The 18166-nt window shown below is 55.1% G+C and carries 15 protein-coding genes, 1 tRNA gene and 1 pseudogene; 12 read left to right on the top strand and 5 right to left on the bottom strand.

Features of this window, described 5'->3' with window-relative positions; all coding sequences use genetic code 11:
• The first annotated feature begins 19 nt into the window (after positions 1-19).
• The 8 genes and pseudogenes from D882_RS1000000131645 to D882_RS1000000132045 form a co-directional block, all read left to right on the top strand.
• On the top strand, positions 20-478 hold the full coding sequence (locus D882_RS1000000131645; RefSeq protein ID WP_050590193.1) for a response regulator: 459 nt from the start codon (positions 20-22) through the stop codon (positions 476-478).
• 454 nt (positions 479-932) lie between these two features.
• Positions 933-2138, top strand: a complete 1206-nt coding sequence (locus D882_RS01000000131085; RefSeq protein WP_032833518.1) for an EAL domain-containing protein — start codon at positions 933-935, stop codon at positions 2136-2138.
• Between the two features lie 166 nt (positions 2139-2304).
• The gene (locus tag D882_RS0113385) at positions 2305-2931 is read left to right on the top strand and encodes a response regulator transcription factor (RefSeq protein WP_027923727.1); all 627 of its coding nucleotides are present in this window, start codon (positions 2305-2307) and stop codon (positions 2929-2931) included.
• Positions 2931-6611 carry a transporter substrate-binding domain-containing protein gene (locus tag D882_RS01000000131090; protein WP_032833519.1) on the top strand — a complete coding sequence of 1227 codons (3681 nt, stop codon included), beginning with the start codon at positions 2931-2933 and terminating at the stop codon, positions 6609-6611. Before D882_RS0113385 ends, D882_RS01000000131090 begins: the two co-directional genes overlap by 1 nt.
• 330 nt (positions 6612-6941) lie before the next feature.
• The gene (locus D882_RS01000000131095; protein WP_032833520.1) at positions 6942-7358 is read left to right on the top strand and encodes a DUF4398 domain-containing protein; all 417 of its coding nucleotides are present in this window, start codon (positions 6942-6944) and stop codon (positions 7356-7358) included.
• A gap of 9 nt (positions 7359-7367) precedes the next feature.
• Positions 7368-8141 (top strand): OmpA family protein, encoded by a 774-nt coding sequence (locus D882_RS0113400; RefSeq protein WP_027923728.1) that lies wholly within the window; start codon positions 7368-7370, stop codon positions 8139-8141.
• 185 nt (positions 8142-8326) lie between these two features.
• The gene (locus tag D882_RS01000000131100; RefSeq protein ID WP_050590194.1) at positions 8327-9592 is read left to right on the top strand and encodes an EAL domain-containing protein; all 1266 of its coding nucleotides are present in this window, start codon (positions 8327-8329) and stop codon (positions 9590-9592) included.
• 149 nt (positions 9593-9741) lie between these two features.
• Positions 9742-9925, top strand: a pseudogene (locus tag D882_RS1000000132045) (transposase domain-containing protein); the annotation flags it as partial.
• A 618-nt stretch (positions 9926-10543) separates the two neighbouring features.
• On the opposite strand, the gene D882_RS0113415 reads toward D882_RS1000000132045, so the two are convergent.
• Positions 10544-10631, bottom strand: a tRNA-Ser gene (locus tag D882_RS0113415).
• Between the two features lie 123 nt (positions 10632-10754).
• On the opposite strand from D882_RS0113415, the gene D882_RS0113420 reads away from it, so the two are divergent.
• Positions 10755-11426 (top strand): Bax inhibitor-1/YccA family protein, encoded by a 672-nt coding sequence (locus D882_RS0113420; RefSeq protein ID WP_027923729.1) that lies wholly within the window; start codon positions 10755-10757, stop codon positions 11424-11426.
• Positions 11427-11485: 59 nt separating this feature from the next.
• On the opposite strand, the gene D882_RS0113425 is transcribed toward D882_RS0113420, so the two are convergent.
• On the bottom strand, positions 11486-11815 hold the full coding sequence (locus D882_RS0113425; protein WP_027923730.1) for a YceK/YidQ family lipoprotein: 330 nt from the start codon (positions 11813-11815) through the stop codon (positions 11486-11488).
• Between the two features lie 57 nt (positions 11816-11872).
• Positions 11873-12310 (bottom strand): Lrp/AsnC family transcriptional regulator, encoded by a 438-nt coding sequence (locus tag D882_RS0113430; RefSeq protein ID WP_027923731.1) that lies wholly within the window; start codon positions 12308-12310, stop codon positions 11873-11875.
• Between the two features lie 135 nt (positions 12311-12445).
• Between D882_RS0113430 and D882_RS0113435 the strand changes: the two genes are divergently transcribed.
• Positions 12446-13339 carry a DMT family transporter gene (locus D882_RS0113435; RefSeq protein ID WP_027923732.1) on the top strand — a complete coding sequence of 298 codons (894 nt, stop codon included), beginning with the start codon at positions 12446-12448 and terminating at the stop codon, positions 13337-13339.
• 2 nt (positions 13340-13341) lie between these two features.
• On the opposite strand, the gene D882_RS0113440 is transcribed toward D882_RS0113435, so the two are convergent.
• Positions 13342-14385 (bottom strand): FUSC family protein, encoded by a 1044-nt coding sequence (locus tag D882_RS0113440; protein ID WP_032833532.1) that lies wholly within the window; start codon positions 14383-14385, stop codon positions 13342-13344.
• 41 nt (positions 14386-14426) lie between these two features.
• Complete coding sequence (locus tag D882_RS0113445; protein ID WP_027923734.1) at positions 14427-16052, bottom strand: NADP-dependent glyceraldehyde-3-phosphate dehydrogenase; 1626 nt, start codon at positions 16050-16052, stop codon at positions 14427-14429.
• Between the two features lie 266 nt (positions 16053-16318).
• Between D882_RS0113445 and D882_RS0113450 the strand changes: the two genes are divergently transcribed.
• On the top strand, positions 16319-16702 hold the full coding sequence (locus D882_RS0113450; RefSeq protein WP_027923735.1) for a cytochrome c5 family protein: 384 nt from the start codon (positions 16319-16321) through the stop codon (positions 16700-16702).
• 19 nt (positions 16703-16721) lie between these two features.
• Positions 16722-18116, top strand: coding sequence for a D-arabinono-1,4-lactone oxidase (locus D882_RS0113455; protein WP_027923736.1), 1395 nt, complete (start codon positions 16722-16724; stop codon positions 18114-18116).
• Positions 18117-18166: the final 50 nt, after the last annotated feature.

The raw sequence follows: 18166 nt of genomic DNA on the forward strand, positions 1-18166 counted from the left end.
CATAAGGGCGACTGAACAGATGGCTACCCGAGATTTGCGAATTCTGATTGCCGATTACCAGCATGCACAGCGCGTGCGGCTGGAAAGAATACTGAATCGCCTGGGCTATTTCCGTGTGGCGCCGGTGCAATCTTTCGAAGAACTGCTGACCTTGACCCATTACACCTGTGAGCCTTTCGATTTATTTGACGTGTTGCTGATCAATATGGAGTTGGCCAGGGCTGCCGGCATCGACATCGAACGGTTCTGTCGCGGCAATCCCCAGGTGTGTCATGCTTTGGTCTATGGCGTTGCCTTGGGGCCAGAGCCTCTATCGTTATCCGATGTCGGCGAGCTCCGGCAGATCCGGTTGGTGGACACCGTCGATGAGTACTCGGTGCGCAGCTTCATGGCGCACATCGACCCAAATGAAGAGTCGGCACTCGCGTCGTTCGTGTTTTCCCGCCCCGAAAGAGTGTGCAGCAAAAAACGCGGTTGATTGAGAGCGTAAATCAAGAACCTACAGATTGATAACAACCGGGTTCCCCTGTCTTTTGCTTTCTAAAGCTCTTGATGACTATTCAATGAGTGTCTTCCCGTGCGCAGGTATCCGTCTGCGTGAGCGTTTTGACAGGAGTCTTGAGTGCCTGCGCCAAGCACCGATGCCCAGGCAGCATATCTCTCGGGGGGCGTATGGAGCTGTTCTGGGCCGACGGATTCTTGGCAAGGTTTACAATGTGAGCATGATCGAAAGCAATAAATACACCTATCTACCAACTTGCCCGGACGCCTACGTTTGCTCCGAATGGTCGTCTCTGTGGCGTGACTCACTGTATTGAAGTGCTGTGATCTTGAGAAATTCCCTACAGGGTTGTCGGAACTGCCTTGCTCAAACCCCCCCACTTTGCTCCCAATATGTGACGCCTTAGCCCATGAGTAATGGCAGGCGATTGATGACCTTTCCAAGCGTTATAGTTTTAGAAGCACAGTCGTTTCAACGCAGCCTGATAGTCGCTGCATTGCGGCAGCTGGGCTTGTCGGAGATTTTGCAGGCAAGTAACAGTGCGCAAGCCATGGAGCTTTTGCACCAAAAAGAGAGCGTGGATATTGCCCTGTGTGATTTAAGCCTGCAGGGCCTGGATTGTCTGGAGTTTCTCAATTTCGCAGGTCAGCTGGGTCTGGTCCGGGCGGTGGTGCTATTCAGTGACTTGCAGCCGCAGCTGCATCGTGCGTTTGGGCAAATGGCTGAGTTTTCCGGTCTTAACTTATTGGGTGTGATGAACACCCCAGTACAGGCCTCTGTTCTGCAGAAAATGCTATTGCTGTATGACCAGGAAGGTACACAGGATTCACCTCCGTCAGAACTCATGTGTACATTACCCGGTAGGGAGGAGATTCTTCGAGGGCTGGATTTGGGTGAGTTCCGTGCTTACTACCAGCCAAAATTCGTACTGGTCAATGGCGATGTAGCGGGTGCCGAAGTTCTAGCCCGTTGGCAACATCCCTCACGGGGTTTGCTGATGCCGAAGGATTTTCTTGCAGCCGTGCTCGCCTATGATTTGATCGATGAAATGTTCATGCAACTGCTGGAGCAAGGCTTGAGCCTTCTCAGCATGCTTCATCGCAACGGATCAGCACTGAAGTTCGCGTTCAATCTGCACGCTTCGCAGCTTCGGGCCAGCCATTTGACTGAGCATATTCAACAGGCTCTTAAACGCTATGAGTTGCCCGGTTCGGATTTGATTTTTGAACTTGCTGAAAACGGCTTGCTCGATTTTCAGTCTGAAACCCAAGAAAGCCTGGTGAAACTACGCATCATGGGTTGCGGCTTGGCCATCGACGATTTCGGCTCCGGTTTTTCCTCGCTCAAGCTTCTTTGCCAGTTGCCATTCACCCAGATCAAACTCGATAGCGAGTTCGTTAACAGTCTTCAGCAGCCGCGAAGTCAAGCGGTGATCACGAGCACACTTGCTCTCGCTAGGTCATTGAATATGGAGCTGGTCATTGAAGGTATCGGCAACGCAGAAGATTGTCAGTCATTGGAAGAAGCAGGTTGTGAGCTTGGTCAGGGCTTTCACTTTGCTCAACCGATGACCGCCCACCAATTGATTAGCTGGCTCGCAAACCGCTCTGAAAATGGCGTGGCCAGGTTGGTCTGAGATGGGACGCACGGCGATATTGCTGTTCCACGATAGCTTAAGACACAAATTGATTCTCTAGTCGAACCCTATAAGCCTATTATTCCGACACGAGTTGCAGGTGCGGCGCGAACCCCTGCCTATTTTCGTGCGCGCTGTGTGTTGTCTGTAGTTTCCGGAGGTTCAAATGTTAAAAGCCATGATTGTCGACGATCACCCGTTCATTCGCTCTGCTGTCAAAATGCTGCTCAAGCAAGAACAATATGAAATCGTGGCCGAGGCTAGCAATGGTGCGGACGCGGTGCAGCTCGCTCGTGAGCACTCACCCCATTTGGTCCTTCTGGACATCGCTATGCCAGGCGTCGATGGGCTCGATGCCTTGAATCGCATTACATCGCTCAGGCTTCCCACGAAAGTCCTGGTACTGACTTCATTATCTCCCGTCTTCTATTCCTTGCGCTGCATGAAGGCTGGGGCGGCAGGCTACGTCTCAAAAGCAGATCAACTCAGTGAGCTGGTAAAGGCAATTAATGCCATTAAGTCCGGCTACACTTTTTTTCCGGATTTGACTGTCAATTCAGTGCGCAAGGATGACGCCCAGGCAACTGAATCGATGCTGATCCAAAGCTTGTCTGATCGTGAGTTATCGATATTGCAACAGCTCGCCCAGGGCCTGACCAATAAGCAAATTGGGGAATCCATGCTGCTCAGCAACAAGACTATTAGTACGTATAAGGCCCGATTGATTGAAAAGCTAAATATCACTTCCCTCGTTCATCTTTCGGAAATGGCAAAACGGAACGCCGTTATCTAATGGGCCGTCCCCTGAAATGCTTCCTCATCGTTCTGCTCGTGTTATGCCCATTTTGGATGGTCGCGTCCGCTGCTTCGCAAAACGACGCCTTGCAGCTTTTGGGCAGATCAAAGGTGGAGCATTACAGCGTTTCGCTGGATGAGGCGGACTGGCGCTGGTTGCGTCAGAAAGGTACGTTGCGATTGGGAATTTCGACTCCGGATTACCCGCCGTTCGACATAACCAGCAACGGCCGGAACTACGAGGGGATGACGGCCGACTACGTTAAGCTGCTTTCCGAGTTGCTGGGCATCCAAATCGAAATCCGTCGCTTCGACTCCCGCGCCGAAGTAGTTGAGGCTTTGAAAAATAAGGAACTGGATCTACTCGGCACGGCAAATTGTTTCGAAGAAATAGACTCTGATTTGCTCATGTCGTCGTCATATGCCGATGATCAGCCAACGCTGGTGACTCGTAACGATGACCGCTTGCCACCGAACATGAATCTGAAGGGCAAAAAAATTGCGATGCTGTATCACTATCTGCCACCGCAGCAAGTTCGTGATTTCTATCCTGACGCCGATCTTCAACTCTATCCCTCGACACTGAGCGCCATGGGGGCCGTCGCGTTTGGTAAAGCGGACGTCTACCTCGGTGATGCAATCAGTGCCAACTATTTGATCACCCGCAACTACCTGAGCAACATGCAACTAGCCGGCTTTTCTGCCATGGAAGGTAGCCGCTTCGCGTTTGCCATGCCGCGAGAAAACAATCCATTGCACCGCATCGTTAATGCAGCGTTGGCAGCCATTCCCCTGAATGAGCGTTTAAACATACTTCGGCGCTGGGGCGCCACAGAAATCAGTATGCCCGGTCAACGCCTGCTGCAATTAACCGAGAGGGAGCAGCGCTGGATGGATGAGCATCCTCAGGTCAAGGTCGCCGTGGTCGAGAGTTTTCTGCCAATGTCGTTCTTCGACGGCCAAGGCGAGTTTCGAGGTATCAGTGCCGATGTGCTGGCCAAGATCAGCCTGCGAACCGGTTTGAAGTTTGAGGTCGTGCGCAGCCATTCATTGGCGCAAGTCTTCGAACAGTTGCGCGGCGGCAAGGCCGACGTGCTCGCAGCTATTACGCCAAGCCCAGACCGTGAAGACGAGATGCGTTTCACGCGACCCTATCTCACGACTCCCTATGTGCTTGTCAGCAGAATGGACAAGGGTAGCCCCGGCATTCTCGAAGAGCTGGCGGGTAAAAAACTGGCACTCATCAAAGGGAACATTCTGCGCGAATTCCTGACCACTCGTTATCCGCAGATTCAGATTGTTGATGCCGATAACGCCGCGCAAGCCATGGAGATGGTGGCCAGCGGTAAGGTCGAAGGGGCAATTAACTCCTTGCTTAGCGCCCGCTACATGATCTCTCGGCAATACCGTGATCGCCTTCAAGTTTCCAGCACCGTGGGCGATGTACCCTCTCGTGTGTCACTGGCGACGGGGCGCGGAGCACTGGAACTGTATTCAATTCTGGAGAAGGCGCTATTAAGCATTTCTCCGGAGGAAATGGGTGAGCTGGCCAACCGTTGGCACAGCGATGTCATTGTCGAGGACAGTTACTGGCTGCGTAACCGTGCACTCATCCTGCAGGGGTTCGCCGTGGCCTCCGTGCTATTACTGCTGGCGCTCGGCTGGATTACCTATTTAAGGAAATTGATCCGAAAGCGCGAAGCGGCGGAGCTAGCATTGAACAACCAATTAGAGTTCATGCGGGTTTTGATCGATGGCACTCCTCATCCCATCTATGTGCGGGATCGTGAAGGGCGCATGGTGATTTGCAACACCGGCTATCTGGACGTTTTTGGCCTAAAGCGCGAAGCGGCGATGAACAAGCGAATCACCGAAACCACTTTTGCGAACCCGGAGGAGGCGCGGTCTTACCATGATGAATACCTGAAGGTCATGTCCAGCGGCTCATCCAGGATTGAAGACCGGCAATTGACCCTGGCAAGCGGGCAGGTCATTACCATTTATCATTGGATGCTGCCTTACCGGGACATGAACGGTGTAGTGATCGGGTTGATCGCGGGATGGATAGATGTCAGCGAGCGCCAGCGTCTACTTGGACTGGTCGAAGAAGCGCGAGAAGCAGCCGATGAAGCCCGGCATATCGCGGACAACGCCAATCGGGCGAAGACAACGTTTCTCGCAACCATAAGTCATGAGATTCGCACGCCAATGAACGCGATCATTGGCATGCTGGAGCTTGCGCTGAAAAAGGCAGATCAAGGCGTGCTGGATCGTTTTGCTATCGAAGTCGCATCTGGTGCCGCGCTCGGACTACAGGATCTGATTGGCGACATCCTGGACATCGCCCGTATCGAATCAGGAAAACTTTCTTTGGCGCCGGAAAGGACCAACTTGCGAGAACTGATGGAATCCCTGGTTCGGGTTTTTGATGGTCTGGCACGTCAGAAACACCTGCAATTGCTGCTGGATTTAGATACTCACATTAATTGTGACGTGCTGATAGACCCGTTGCGTTTCAAACAGATCGTTTCCAACCTGCTCAGCAATGCCATCAAGTTCACCACAGAGGGCCAAATTCGTTTGATCCTTGAAGTGCTGCCATCAAGCGCCACAGGTTATTTATCGGTTCGCTTGCGGGTAGAAGACTCTGGAATGGGAATTAGCGCGCAAGATCAGGAGCGCCTGTTCAGCCCATTTATTCAAGCCAGCAATAACGATCAGTCCGCGAGAACCGGATCCGGCCTGGGCTTGGTCATCAGTCGAACATTGTGTGAAATGATGGGCGGGGTGTTAGGCCTGAGAAGCGAGCTGGGTAAGGGCACCGAGATTGAAGTGCTGCTTGAGTTACCCGTTCTTCAAGCATTGCCCGAGCGGAAGGCGCCGAGCGTTGTGCCGCAGTCACCTCATCAGATGTTGAGCATTTTGATCGTCGACGACTACCCCGCCAATCGCCAGCTCCTGTCCAAGCAATTGGGCTATCTGGGACACCAAATCATCGAGTGCGAAGACGGTGCACACGGTTTGCGCGCCTGGCGAAACAACCGGGTTGATGTAGTCATTACCGACTGCAATATGCCGATCATGAACGGCTATGCAATGGCTAGAGCGATACGTATTGAGGAGCAACAGCGAGGTAAATCGCGTTGCTTGATCATGGGCTTTACTGCCAATGCGTTGCCAGATGAAAAAGACCGCTGCCTGGAAGCCGGCATGGACGATTGCCTGTTCAAACCCATCAGTCTCAAGGCGTTAAGCAATCGGCTGTCTCTCGTCAACGTTCCCATTGTCTCTTCGGTCGTGGAAGGGACGGAGCTTATGCAATCCGCCGCTTTCGATTTCAGCAATCTTGACCAACTGGTAGGCGGCGATATCGAAGCAATGAAAAGCTTATTAGGTGACTTGGCTCAAAGCAACGCTGAGGATCTTGCCCGTCTGCCAGTGATTTTCTTTGAAGAGGATTTTCGAGCGCTAAGCGATCTGGCACACAAAATCAAAGGGGGCGCTCGGATCATCAAGGCTCATGGACTGATTGCAGCTTGTGAGCAACTGGAGGTGGTCTGTGAAGGGCTTGCGGGTGACGAGGCGCTAGAGTTGGCTGTGGCAAGTTTGAACGAGGAAATGAAGGGGCTTGCGACGAGTCTTGATATTCGCCTTGGAAAAACTGATATCTGCATTTAGACGGTTTTATCGTTCAGGACATGTCCATGCGCCACCGGCTGATGCAGGGAGCCAACTCTTTCCTCTGATATAAAATTACCACGCGATTGGACATTGAGCAGCCTTGGGGCATGACACTGGGTCACCGCTATCCGTGGTAAAAAATACTGTTCCATTTGCCCAGCTTTATGCCGTTTTTTTTTGCCTGAAATTTAAGTGTCCCCGGGGCATCACTGGGAAATTCCCTACAGGTTCTAAGGAATTTACGTCGATATTCTCACCATTCAGTCGCGCAAAATCACTGCCTGTTGTCCTCTGAAAGTTTCTTAACTGCAGTGGTTGGAGCATTGAATGATTAATCGAATCCCCTACACACGAGTCGCTGCCCCGTTACTGCTGTTGATTACAGCGGCCACGTTAAGCGCCTGTGCCAGTGCACCGATTCCTAGTGATGCCATTTCTCTTTCCAAAGATGCGGTGAACCGTGCGGTGTCGGCGGGCGCGACTCAATACGCCCCGCTGCAAATGAAAACGGCGCAGGACAAAATGTTTTTGATGGAGCGGGCCATTGGCGAAAAGAAATATGTGAAGGTTAAAGAGCTGGCAGAACAGATTCAAGTAGATGCCAACCTGGCTGAACGCATCGCTACTACCGTAAAAGTCCAAAAAGACCTCAAGGATGCCCAAAGCGGAATTCAAGTTTTCAAGAATGAATTGCTGCAAGCGCCATCCGCAGGTTTCGCGCCTTCTAATAACCAGACTCGTTGAGGATTAGCCATGCGTAATTACTTGTTGTTGCCGCTAGCCTCCGCCATCAGCCTGGTGCTGGCGGGCTGCGCCACCACTCCGGAAAACGCTCAATTGCTGGAAGCACGTAGCCAATACTCGATGCTACAGAGTAATCCGTTGTCCAGCACCCTTGCGCCTATCGAAACTCAAGATGCCTTCGCTGCACTGAGCAAAGCTGACGTGTTGTCCAACACTAATCGCAAGGACTCGGGAATCGATCAATTGGCTTACCTTGCCACGCAGAAAATCGCGCTGGCTGAACAGGTAATCAAAGGTCGTGTGGCCGAAGTAGGCCTGAAGAATATCGACGTTGAACGTACCCAGGTGCAATTGGATGTAAGGACTCAGCAGCTGAAGGCTTTGCAGGCCCTCAATGCCAAGCAGACCGAACGGGGGCAGGTTATTACCTTCGGTGATGTGTTGTTCGATACTGGTAAGTCCGATCTCAAACCGGGTGCTCGGCGCGATGTACAGCAATTGGCAGCTTTTCTCCAAGCCAACCCAGATCGAAAGGTGCGTATCGAAGGATTCACTGACACAGTCGGCAGTGAAAGTTTGAACCAGGCGCTCTCCGAGCGACGTGCAGGTGCTGTGGCATTTATTCTGACCCAGATGGGGGTGGATCGGGCGCGCATAATCGCCCAAGGTTACGGTAAAGAGTATCCAGTCGCTGGAAACAGCACGGCAAGCGCACGGCAGCTCAATCGTCGTGTTGAAGTCATTGTCTCGAACGGTTCTTCGCGAGTCCCTCCACGGAGTTAATGATTCCGACGGTATATGGGCGCGTTCAGGGCCGTTCTGAAGCGTCCCTTGCCGTTTCTCACCTGTTCTTACTTTAGTGCGCATCAGCGATATGGAAATTCCCTACATCATCTAAGTCTATTTCCTGGTTTTCTCAATGATCCGATGCAGCACTATGGCTTACGAAACTGTCGAGAATCAATCAAATGCCTATTTATCCGCTTCGTGTAATTGTTCTTGAGGATCATCCATTCCTGCGGTCGGTAGCGGTCACCATGCTCCGTCGTTTGGGTTGCAAGGAGGTGTTCGAAGCAGCGGATGGTACACAGGCTCTTGATGTTCTAAGTAGGGTTGGGCCGGTAGATATTGCGTTATGTGATTTGCAAATGGATGGAATGGACGGCGTCGAGTTTTTTCAGCAAATCAGCGATTCGACTCTGGTGAAGGCTGTCATCATAAACAGCTCTATTACTGCCGATTTAAGGCGGACAGTCAAACGGCTCATTAATCTACTTAGGCTTGATTTACTGGGGGATATCGGTAAGCCGTTAAAGGTTGATGTTTTGGAGCTGATGCTTAAAAAGTACATGGTGAGGCCGGTCGTCAGTCCGGTGGTTGAGGAAGTTGTGAAGGTTGTAGAGGTTGTAGATGAGTCTGAAGTACATCGCGCTTTCGCGGCGAAAGAGTTCCGTTCTTACTTTCAGCCGAAATTCATCTTGAATAGCGGTGAAATTAAAGGTGTTGAGGTATTGGCTCGATGGGAACATCCGTCCAAAGGGATTTTGCCTCCTTCGAGTTTCTTGCCGGTGCTAGAGAATTGTGACCTGCTGGATGAGTTTCTATTTGACCAGTTGCAGCAAAGTCTAAAGCTGCAACGATACATAAAAGAGCAAGGAAAATTATTAAACTTCGCCTTTAACCTGCAAGCATCGCAACTGAAGAACCATAACCTGGCCTGCGAAATAAAAGTCCTGATGGCCGCTTATGGTTCATTGGGTTCGACCATTACGTTCGAATTGACGGAAAGCGGTTTGTTGGAAGTTCCTGTAAAAAGCCTTGAGAACCTTTATCGTTTACGAATGCTGGGATGCCTTCTTTCTATCGATGATTTTGGCGCGGGTTTTTCATCGTTACTTCGTCTTTGCCAACTGCCTTTCAACGAAATCAAACTGGACTCTGAGTTTGTTCGATCGATTGACCAGGAACCACCCTGCCAGGCAGCGATTAGCAGCACGTTGGCTTTGGGGCGATCACTGGGTATGTCGGTGGTCATTGAAGGCATTGAAACCGACGAGCAACGCGTGATGTTGTTGGCGTTGGGTTGCACTGTCGGGCAGGGTTATTTTTTCGCCCGGCCCATGACGGGGGGGGATCTTCTTCATCGATTGAACCTGCCGCAGATGGAGGGACGACTCGACATGTGGATTAATGATGCACGTAAGAAAATGCCTTTATTTAAAAGGCGAAAATAGCTCAGCAGAGCAGTGCTGAGGATTCTCACTTGAAAACATGCACATCACCGACCCCGGAATGATGAACCTGCAGCGTAGGTAAGGGCATCTTGCTGGCAGGGGGAGGGCGGCGAACTGGTATAGGTTTATGCCGCCGCGCTTATGGCATAAATAACCAGATCGAAAACTTGATTCGGTCGTGGGCGCTTGGGCGGTCGAACTGGTTGTTTGCTGGGTCGCTGCGCAGTGGCAAGCGGGCGGCGGCGATCATGAGGCTGATTCCAGTCAGCTCGGATCAATGGGCATGATCCGTATGCTTACCTCAAAGATGTGCTGACGCGGTTGCCAATGTAGAAGGCCAGTGAGATTGAGCAGCTTTTACCACATCAGTGGATGCCCGCTTGATCTGTGCGAGACATGCTCCAGGTACGATTACTAATAAGTCTTCCCCCAAAACAAGGACGATGAATGCGGTGCATGTTGACTCATGCGGCTCTCCACTTTCGTAACGGGCACCTTTCTACTGATACGCCCGAGGTCGATGCGTTTTATCTGCGTTGTGGTTTCATACGAACAGATATTCCTCATGCCGCTCATGTCATGCAGCTAGGCGACAGCTGATGCAGGCGGCCTTAAGGTGTTTCTGCCAGACACTTACGAGCCGCGGGCCTCGACCCAATTGCAAAGCTCCAGGATGGCGGCCTCTAGGGCGAGTTGGTTTACGTTGATCTGGTATAGCAGGGAGGGGAGGGGCTGAATGTGGCATCGCGATTCCTCGTTTTTGAGGGCAGCGTAGCATCGCATTACATGAAGGATTTTTAACGATCGGCAGGACACCGGAAGAGGGTAAATGCGGGTTAGTTCTGGAACGCTATCCAGGATAGTAATGGAACACGTGCCGAGTGGCGCTGGTTCCTTCAAACCCCAGAAACGACAAAGCCCTGAATAATCAGGGCTTTGTCGGTACAAATATGGCGGAGGCGATGGGATTCGAACTCATGGACCTGTTACAGTCGACGGTTTTCAAGACCGTTGCCTTAAACCACTCGGCCACACCTCCGTTTGCGTTGCGGGCGCCATAATACCTGAATGAAACACACTGTCAAACTCTCTGCATAGCTTGTTACAGAGCGTCTGTTATGATCTTTGCGACTGAACGTTTCATACCAACAGGAGTGTCGCCATGCGCGAACAGGATTACGCAGTTAATAACAGCGTGCAGGCTGAGCAGCTAGAGGTTAGCCGCGTCCTGCGCAATACATACGGCTTGCTCGCTCTCACCCTCGCATTCAGCGGCGTGATGGCGTTCGTCGCTCAGCAGATGCGTGTCGGCTACCCGAACGTGTTCGTGGTGCTGATCGGCTTCTATGGCCTTTTCTTCCTTACTAACAAACTCCGTGACTCGGCCTGGGGCCTGGTGTCGGCATTTGCCCTGACCGGTTTCATGGGTTTCCTGCTCGGCCCTATCCTCAACCGCTACCTGGGCATGCAGGGCGGCGCTGAAGTGGTCAGTTCGGCGTTCGCGATGACGGCGCTGGTGTTTGGTGGTCTGTCAGCCTACGTGCTGATTACCCGCAAGGACATGAGCTTCCTCGGCGGTTTCATCACTGCAGGCTTCTTCGTGCTGCTGGGTGCGACGCTGGCGAGCTTCTTCTTCCAGATCAGCGGCCTGCAACTGGCGATCAGCGCAGGTTTCGTGCTGTTCTCCTCGGTCTGCATTCTGTTCCAGACCAGCGCCATCATTCACGGCGGCGAGCGCAACTACATCATGGCGACCATCAGCCTGTATGTATCGATCTACAACCTCTTCATCAGCTTGTTGCAGCTGTTTGGCATCATGAGCCGCGATGATTGATCGAAGGCCTTGAGTAAAAAACCCGCTTAGGCGGGTTTTTTATTGCCTGGGATTCAGGGTTACTCGGCAATGACGATGTTGCCATCGGCCTGTTGGCGGTAAATGGTGTAGGGCAGCAGCAAGGTGTCGAGTGCGCCGGACATCACCACGTCAATCAGCACGATGGCTGGAGCGTTGGTGTGGGTTTGTGCATCCAGTCCATTTTGCAGCGGCGCATTCAGACTGCAAAAATCATAAGTCACACCGCTGTAGATTCGCGGAATGGCGCCGCAATAGGATTTCTGATCCTTAAGACTTTTAGACGCCACTTCGTCACCGCGCACGGCCGTTTGAATCGTGCCGCAGCCCGTCAGTATCAGCGCCGCCAGTAGCATTGCCTGGGTTTTCATACCGCCAATCTTTCGCCGGAAAAACCTCAATCTACGCCAGTCGAGAGCAAACATCACTTACGCCATCGGTGGCAACCGGCGTTTGACCGGAGTCTTCTTCACGATTGCCGTGTTGGTTTCGGCGTGGGTATTGAGGCAGTCGAGCAGGGTGTCCAGTTGTTCCATGGAGCGTACATGCAGGCGCGCGATGAAGCAGTCGTCGCCCGTGACTTTGTCGCACTCGGTGAATTCGGGGATTGCCTGAATCTGTCGCTCCACTTCCTGCAACTGACCCGGCAAAGGACGAATCCGCACGATGGCCTGGAGTTGATAGCCGAAGCATTTCGGATCGATTTCCACCGTGTAGCCCTTGAGCACACCGCGTTCTTCGAGGCGGCGCAGACGCTCGGCGACACTGGGCGAGGACAAGCCGCTGAGGTGCGCCAACGCCTTGAGCGAGCGCCGTGAATCTTCCATCAAGGCGCTGATCAGCACTTGGTCGATATCGTCGGTCATGGCGAAACCTCTGTAAGGCAATAAATTGAAACTGCCTTGATAAAAAAGGCAGAAACCGAGTTTAGCCTGCTTTTTGCGCTGGAGAAGCCCCCGGGTGGATTGGCATACTTTGCGCTCAAACACAGGAGTCTGAAGATGGACAAATCAATACGTCGCGGCTCATTCGAGATGAGCGCCGCCATGCTGATCTCCGGGACCATTGGCTGGTTTGTGCTGGTGTCCGGGCAACCGGTGCTGGACGTGGTGTTCTGGCGCTGCCTGTTCGGGGCGGGCACCTTGCTGATGATTTGCGCGGCGTTCGGCTTCTTCCGTCCCGGCATTCTGACCCGTACCACTTTCCTGTTGGCGGTGCTCAGCGGCGTGGCGATTGTCGGCAACTGGGTGCTGTTGTTCGCATCCTATTCGCGCGCCTCGATTGCCATTGGCACGGCGGTCTACAACGTGCAGCCGTTCATGCTGGTGGGCCTGGCCGCGTTGTTCCTCAACGAAAAGATCACCCTGCAGAAGCTGTTCTGGCTGGGCATTTCCTTTGTCGGGATGCTCGCAATTGTCAGCGCCCATGGCGGGCAGGGCGAGAGCGGTAATGATTACCTGATGGGGATTGGTCTGGCGCTGGGTGCTGCATTCCTTTACGCCATTGCCGCGCTGATCATCAAGCGCCTGACCGGTACGCCACCCCATCTGATCGCCTTGATCCAGGTCTGCACCGGGGTGCTGTTGCTCGCACCGTTCGCGCACTTTTCAGCGCTGCCGCAAGCGCCGAGTGCCTGGGCCAGCCTGGTAACGCTGGGCATCGTCCACACCGGTGTGATGTATGTGCTGTTGTACGGCGCGATTCAGAAACTGCCGACGGCGTTGACCGGGGCGTTGTCGTTCATCTACCCGATTGCAGCGATTTTTGTCGACTGGTTTGCCTTCGGCCATCGTCTGGAACCGTTGCAGTGGCTCGGCGTCGCGGCGATTTTGCTGGCCGCCGCCGGTATGCAACAGGGCTGGGGCTTCAAATCGCGTAAGTTGGCGGCTCAGTAACGTCAGATGTTCCAGCGCGGCGCGGTCTTGGCCAGTCGCTGGCGCATCTCGCCGATGTTGGCGGCGAACTGTCGGGTCAGCAGCCGATAACCGTCGAGCGGACTGTAGACCGGCGCTTCGAGACTTGAAGCGGGCGGCAAGTCGACGGGCCGGCTCAGCCGTTGCGACGCACCGGTTTTCAATGCCCGCGCCATCCCGATCAATTGCACGCGGATCTGCCGATGCTCGGCAGTCATTGCCGATTGCAATTGCGCCATGGCGTTCGAGTCGCTGGGGTCCGGGCGAGTGTTGGCAAGAATTTCCAGGGTACTGATGCACATGCGTAAATTGCGCTGAATGGCATCCAGTTCGGTCATGGAGATTTTCACTTCCTTGGACACCGACGGCATTAGCGAGCGCAATTGCACCATCACCGAATTCAGGCGCCCCATGAGTTTGAGGTGGTCGTCATCGCTGACAGGCTGGCCATTGATGATGCGCCCGTAGATCGTCGCGCAATCGCGCAGCGCATCGGCCAGTTTGTAGCGCCAGGAAAACACCGCATACAGCGGCAACGCAAAGGAAAACGCCAGCGCCAAGGCGATGCCAATCAGAATATCCACCCCACGCCATAAGCCGTCCGTAACCGGGTTGTCACCGTGCCCGGCGACGATAAATACGGTGATCGCCGCGAGCAACGCCGTGTAGCCTCCCTTGCCAATGGCGTGATACGAGAAAACCCCGCACACAACCGACATGGCGAAATAGGTCAGCCACGGCATTCCGAGCCAGGCCTGTTGCGCGACAAGCAGCAGACCGACGCCGGCCCCGATCAACGTGCCAATGGCCCGTTCGGCGGCTTTTTTGCCGATGTTGCCGTGGTGCTGCAAGCCACCAATCACTACCAGCATCGTCACCGACGCCCATTCACCGTGCGGCAAATGGATGCCGGTGGTCAGCAGGATCGTTGCCAGCAACCCAAGCGAGACCCGCACCGCATGAATCAGTCTGGCGTGGCGATAGCGCCGGTACGGGTCCAGCAATGGACGCAGCAGTCGGCGCAGCAGCGGTGGCAATCGATGGCTGAAGGTACTCAGGCTCGGTGTCCTCAGAAAATGTAATCGGTGGTCAGGAAGCTCGAACTGCGTCCACTGATGATCTCGCTGATGAGGTCCTTGTTGGTCTCCTGGAACTTGGTCGCGACCAACGTGCGGATCGAAAACACCCGCAAGGCATCATGCACCGACAACGTGCCTTCGGCCGAATTCTTGCGCCCGTTGAACGGGAAGGTGTCCGGACCGCGCTGGCATTGGGCGTTGAGGTTGATGCGCCCGACCTGGTTGGCGAACGTGTCCACCAGTCGGCCGACCGCCACCGGGTTGGTGCCGAAAATACTCAACTGCTGGCCAAAGTCCGATTCCAGGACGTAATCGATCACCGTGTCCAAATGGCGGTACGGCACGATCGGGATGACTGGGCCGAACTGTTCTTCCTGGTAGACACGCATCTGCGGGGTCACCGGGTACAGCACCGCGGGGTAGAAGAACGAGGCGCGGGCCATGCCGCCGTTGGGGTTGACCACATTGGCGCCTTTGCTTTCGGCATCGGCGACCAGCGAATGCAAGTAATCAACCTTGCCCGACTCCGGCAACGGGGTCAGCGCCACGCCGCTGTCCCACGGCATACCGGGTTTGAGGCTGGCAAGTTTGGCGTTGAATTTCTCGATGAACGCTTCGACCACGTCTTCGTGGACAAAGAGGATTTTCAGCGCGGTGCAGCGCTGGCCGTTGAACGACAGCGAGCCGGTCACCGCTTCACTCACCGCGTTGTCCAGATCGACCTCAGGCAGGACGATGCCGGGGTTCTTCGCATCAAGACCCAGCGCCGCACGCAACCGGTGAGGTTTTGGGTGGAGTTTTTTCAGGTCGCTGGCGGCTTTGTTGGTGCCGATAAACGCGAAGATGTCGATCTTGCCGCTGGCCATCAAGGCACTGACCGTCTCGCGGCCGCTGCCGTAGATCACGTTGATCACCCCGGCCGGGAAGCTGTCGCGGAACGCTTCCAGCAACGGACGAATCAACAGCACGCCGAGTTTGGCCGGTTTGAACACCACGGTGTTGCCCATGATCAGCGCCGGAATCAGCGTGGTGAAGGTTTCGTTCAGCGGGTAGTTGTAGGGGCCCATGCACAGAGCCACGCCCATCGGGACGCGACGGATCTGGCCGAGAGTGTCCTGTTCCAGCTCGAAGCGGCTGGAGCGGCGGTCGAGTTCCTTCAAGGCATTGATGGTGTCGACGATGTAATCGCAGGTGCGGTCGAACTCTTTTTCCGAGTCCTTGAGGTTCTTGCCGATCTCCCACATCAGCAGCTTGACCACCGCCTCACGCTGTTGACGCATACGACCCAGAAAGGCTTCGACGTGCTGGATGCGTTCGGCCACGCGCATGGTCGGCCACAAGCCCTGGCCGCGGTCATAAGCACGGACGGCGGCGTCCAGCGCGGTCAGCGCAGTGTCGGCGTCCAGCAGCGGCGTGCTGCCGAGGATCACTTGCTCGTCGCCATTCGCGCCGGTCAGGTACACCGGGCTGCGGACCTGGGCGAGCGGCCCGTCCCAGGTTTTCAGTTCGCCATCGACCAGGTACTCGCGCTGCTCGGTCTGGCCATCGAGGCGGTACTTTTCCGGGATGTCGGCGAGGCTCGGAAACAGGTTGTCGAGAATGTTGGCTGTGGTCATATCGCTACCCCCTCTGAATTGGGTCATGCACTGATGAATCGTTTTAGCAGACCTCGGCCTCGCTTGTCATGACTCATCTCAGCGTTTTGTGCCGGTGCGTGATGGCGCGCGGATTTCATGGCGCAGCGGTCATGGCCTCAGAAGCCCCCCTTGTTGGCCCCCAATGCCCTCAACCCGCCCACGCCGGGTGCCTTAGTGTTGAGCTCTGTTGATCACAACAATAAACGGTGCACCCGGCTGACCGGGCACCCCATGAGAGGAACGCCATGCGGGCACGCCGATTCAGTGAAAAGCCTAGCCTCTGTTTTGCCCTGGTGGGGCTCGTGGTGTTGCTCGCAGGGTGTGGCGAAGAGCCGAAAACCCGGGCAACGCACATTGACGCGGCTACCGCCAGGCCCGCCGACACCGAGCTGGCGCAGGTCTACGACAACAGTTGCAAGCTCTGTCACGCCAACCCGGCGGCCGGGGCACCGCTGACCGGCGACAGCAAAGCCTGGGAGCCTCGGGTGATGCAGGGCGCCGACACGCTGCTCGATCACGCGATCAACGGCTACAACGGCATGCCACCGATGGGCCAGTGCGTGCAGTGTTCAGAGGAACAGTTCCTGGCGCTGATTAGCTTCATGTCCGGCCAGCACATCCCACAATAAGAACGACAGGGTGCGATTCATGACGATGGACTTAACACGGCGTCAGTTGTTGCAACGGGCGAGTGTCATTGGCGCCTTTACCGCGCTCGGCTCTACACCGGCGCTGGCCGAACTGCTGCGCGCGCCACGGCTGATCCCCTGGCGTAACTGGTCGGGTGGCCAGAGTTGCCTGCCGGCGGCGCGGTTGGCGCCGAAGAATCTGGACGAGCTGACCCACGTTGTACGCCAGGCTCCCGGCAAGATTCGCCCGGTGGGTTCGGCGCATTCCTTCAGCGCGTTGGTGCCCACAGACGGCACATTGCTGTCCCTGAGCTATTTCACCGGGTTGCTCGATCACGATCCGAAAACCCTGCAAGCCGAGTTCGCCGCCGGTACGCCGATGTCGCGCATGGGTAAACCGCTCAAAGACGTCGGCCAGGCCCTGCAAAACATGGCCGACATCGACTACCAGACCCTCGCCGGCGCCATTTCTACTTCGACCCACGGCACCGGCAAGAACTTCCAGTCCTATTCGGCCCACGTCTGCGGCCTGCAATTAGTGATGGCCACGGGCGAGGTGCTGGACTGCGACAGCACACGTCATCCTGAAGTCTTCAGCGCGGCACGGGTGTCCCTCGGCGCGCTCGGTGTGGCGACGAAAATCCGTCTGCAAAACCGCCCCGCGTATCGCTTGAGGGAACGGCAGTGGATCGCCAGGACCGAAGAGTTGCTGGAAGACCTCGACAAGAACACCCGGGAAAACCAGCACTGGGAAATGCTCGTGGTGACCCATTCCGACTACGCCTTGTCGATCGCCCTCAACGAAACCACCGACCCTGCGACACCGCCGATTCCGGCGGATGAGGAGGGCGGCAACGAATTTGTGACCTTGATCGAGAAGATCGACAAGTACGGCAGCGACTTTCCGGACCTGCGCCGCACCCTGCTCAACAGCCTGCGCCACCTCGCCAGTTTCGACGACCGGGTGGGCGACTCGTTCGACATCTACGCCAACGTGCGCACGGTGCGTTTCAACGAAATGGAATATTCAGTGCCGGCCGAGCACGGCCCGGCGTGTCTGCGCGAAATCCTCAAGCTGATTCAGGACAAGGACCTGCGCACCTGGTTTCCGATTGAATACCGCTACGTCAAAGCCGACGACATTCCCCTGAGCATGTTCGAAGGCCGCGACAGTTGCTCGATCTCGGTCCACCAGCATTATCAGATGGACCATCACAACTTCTTCGCCGCCATCGAACCGATTTTCTGGAAGTACAACGGCCGGCCGCACTGGGGCAAGTTGCACACGCTCAACGCGAAAAGCCTGCAGCCGCTGTACCCGCGCTGGCAGGAATTTATCGAGGTGCGGCAAGCGCTGGACCCCAGCGGCAAGTTCCTCAATGCGCACTTATCATCGATTCTGGGGGTGAGCTGATGGCGGTCAATCGACGCAATTTCCTGATGGGGGCCGCCGGCGTCAGCGTG

Origin of the sequence: Pseudomonas sp. URMO17WK12:I12 (assembly GCF_000514395.1) — a bacterium.
In the GTDB taxonomy this organism is placed as follows: Bacteria; Pseudomonadota; Gammaproteobacteria; order Pseudomonadales; family Pseudomonadaceae; genus Aquipseudomonas; species Aquipseudomonas mucoides.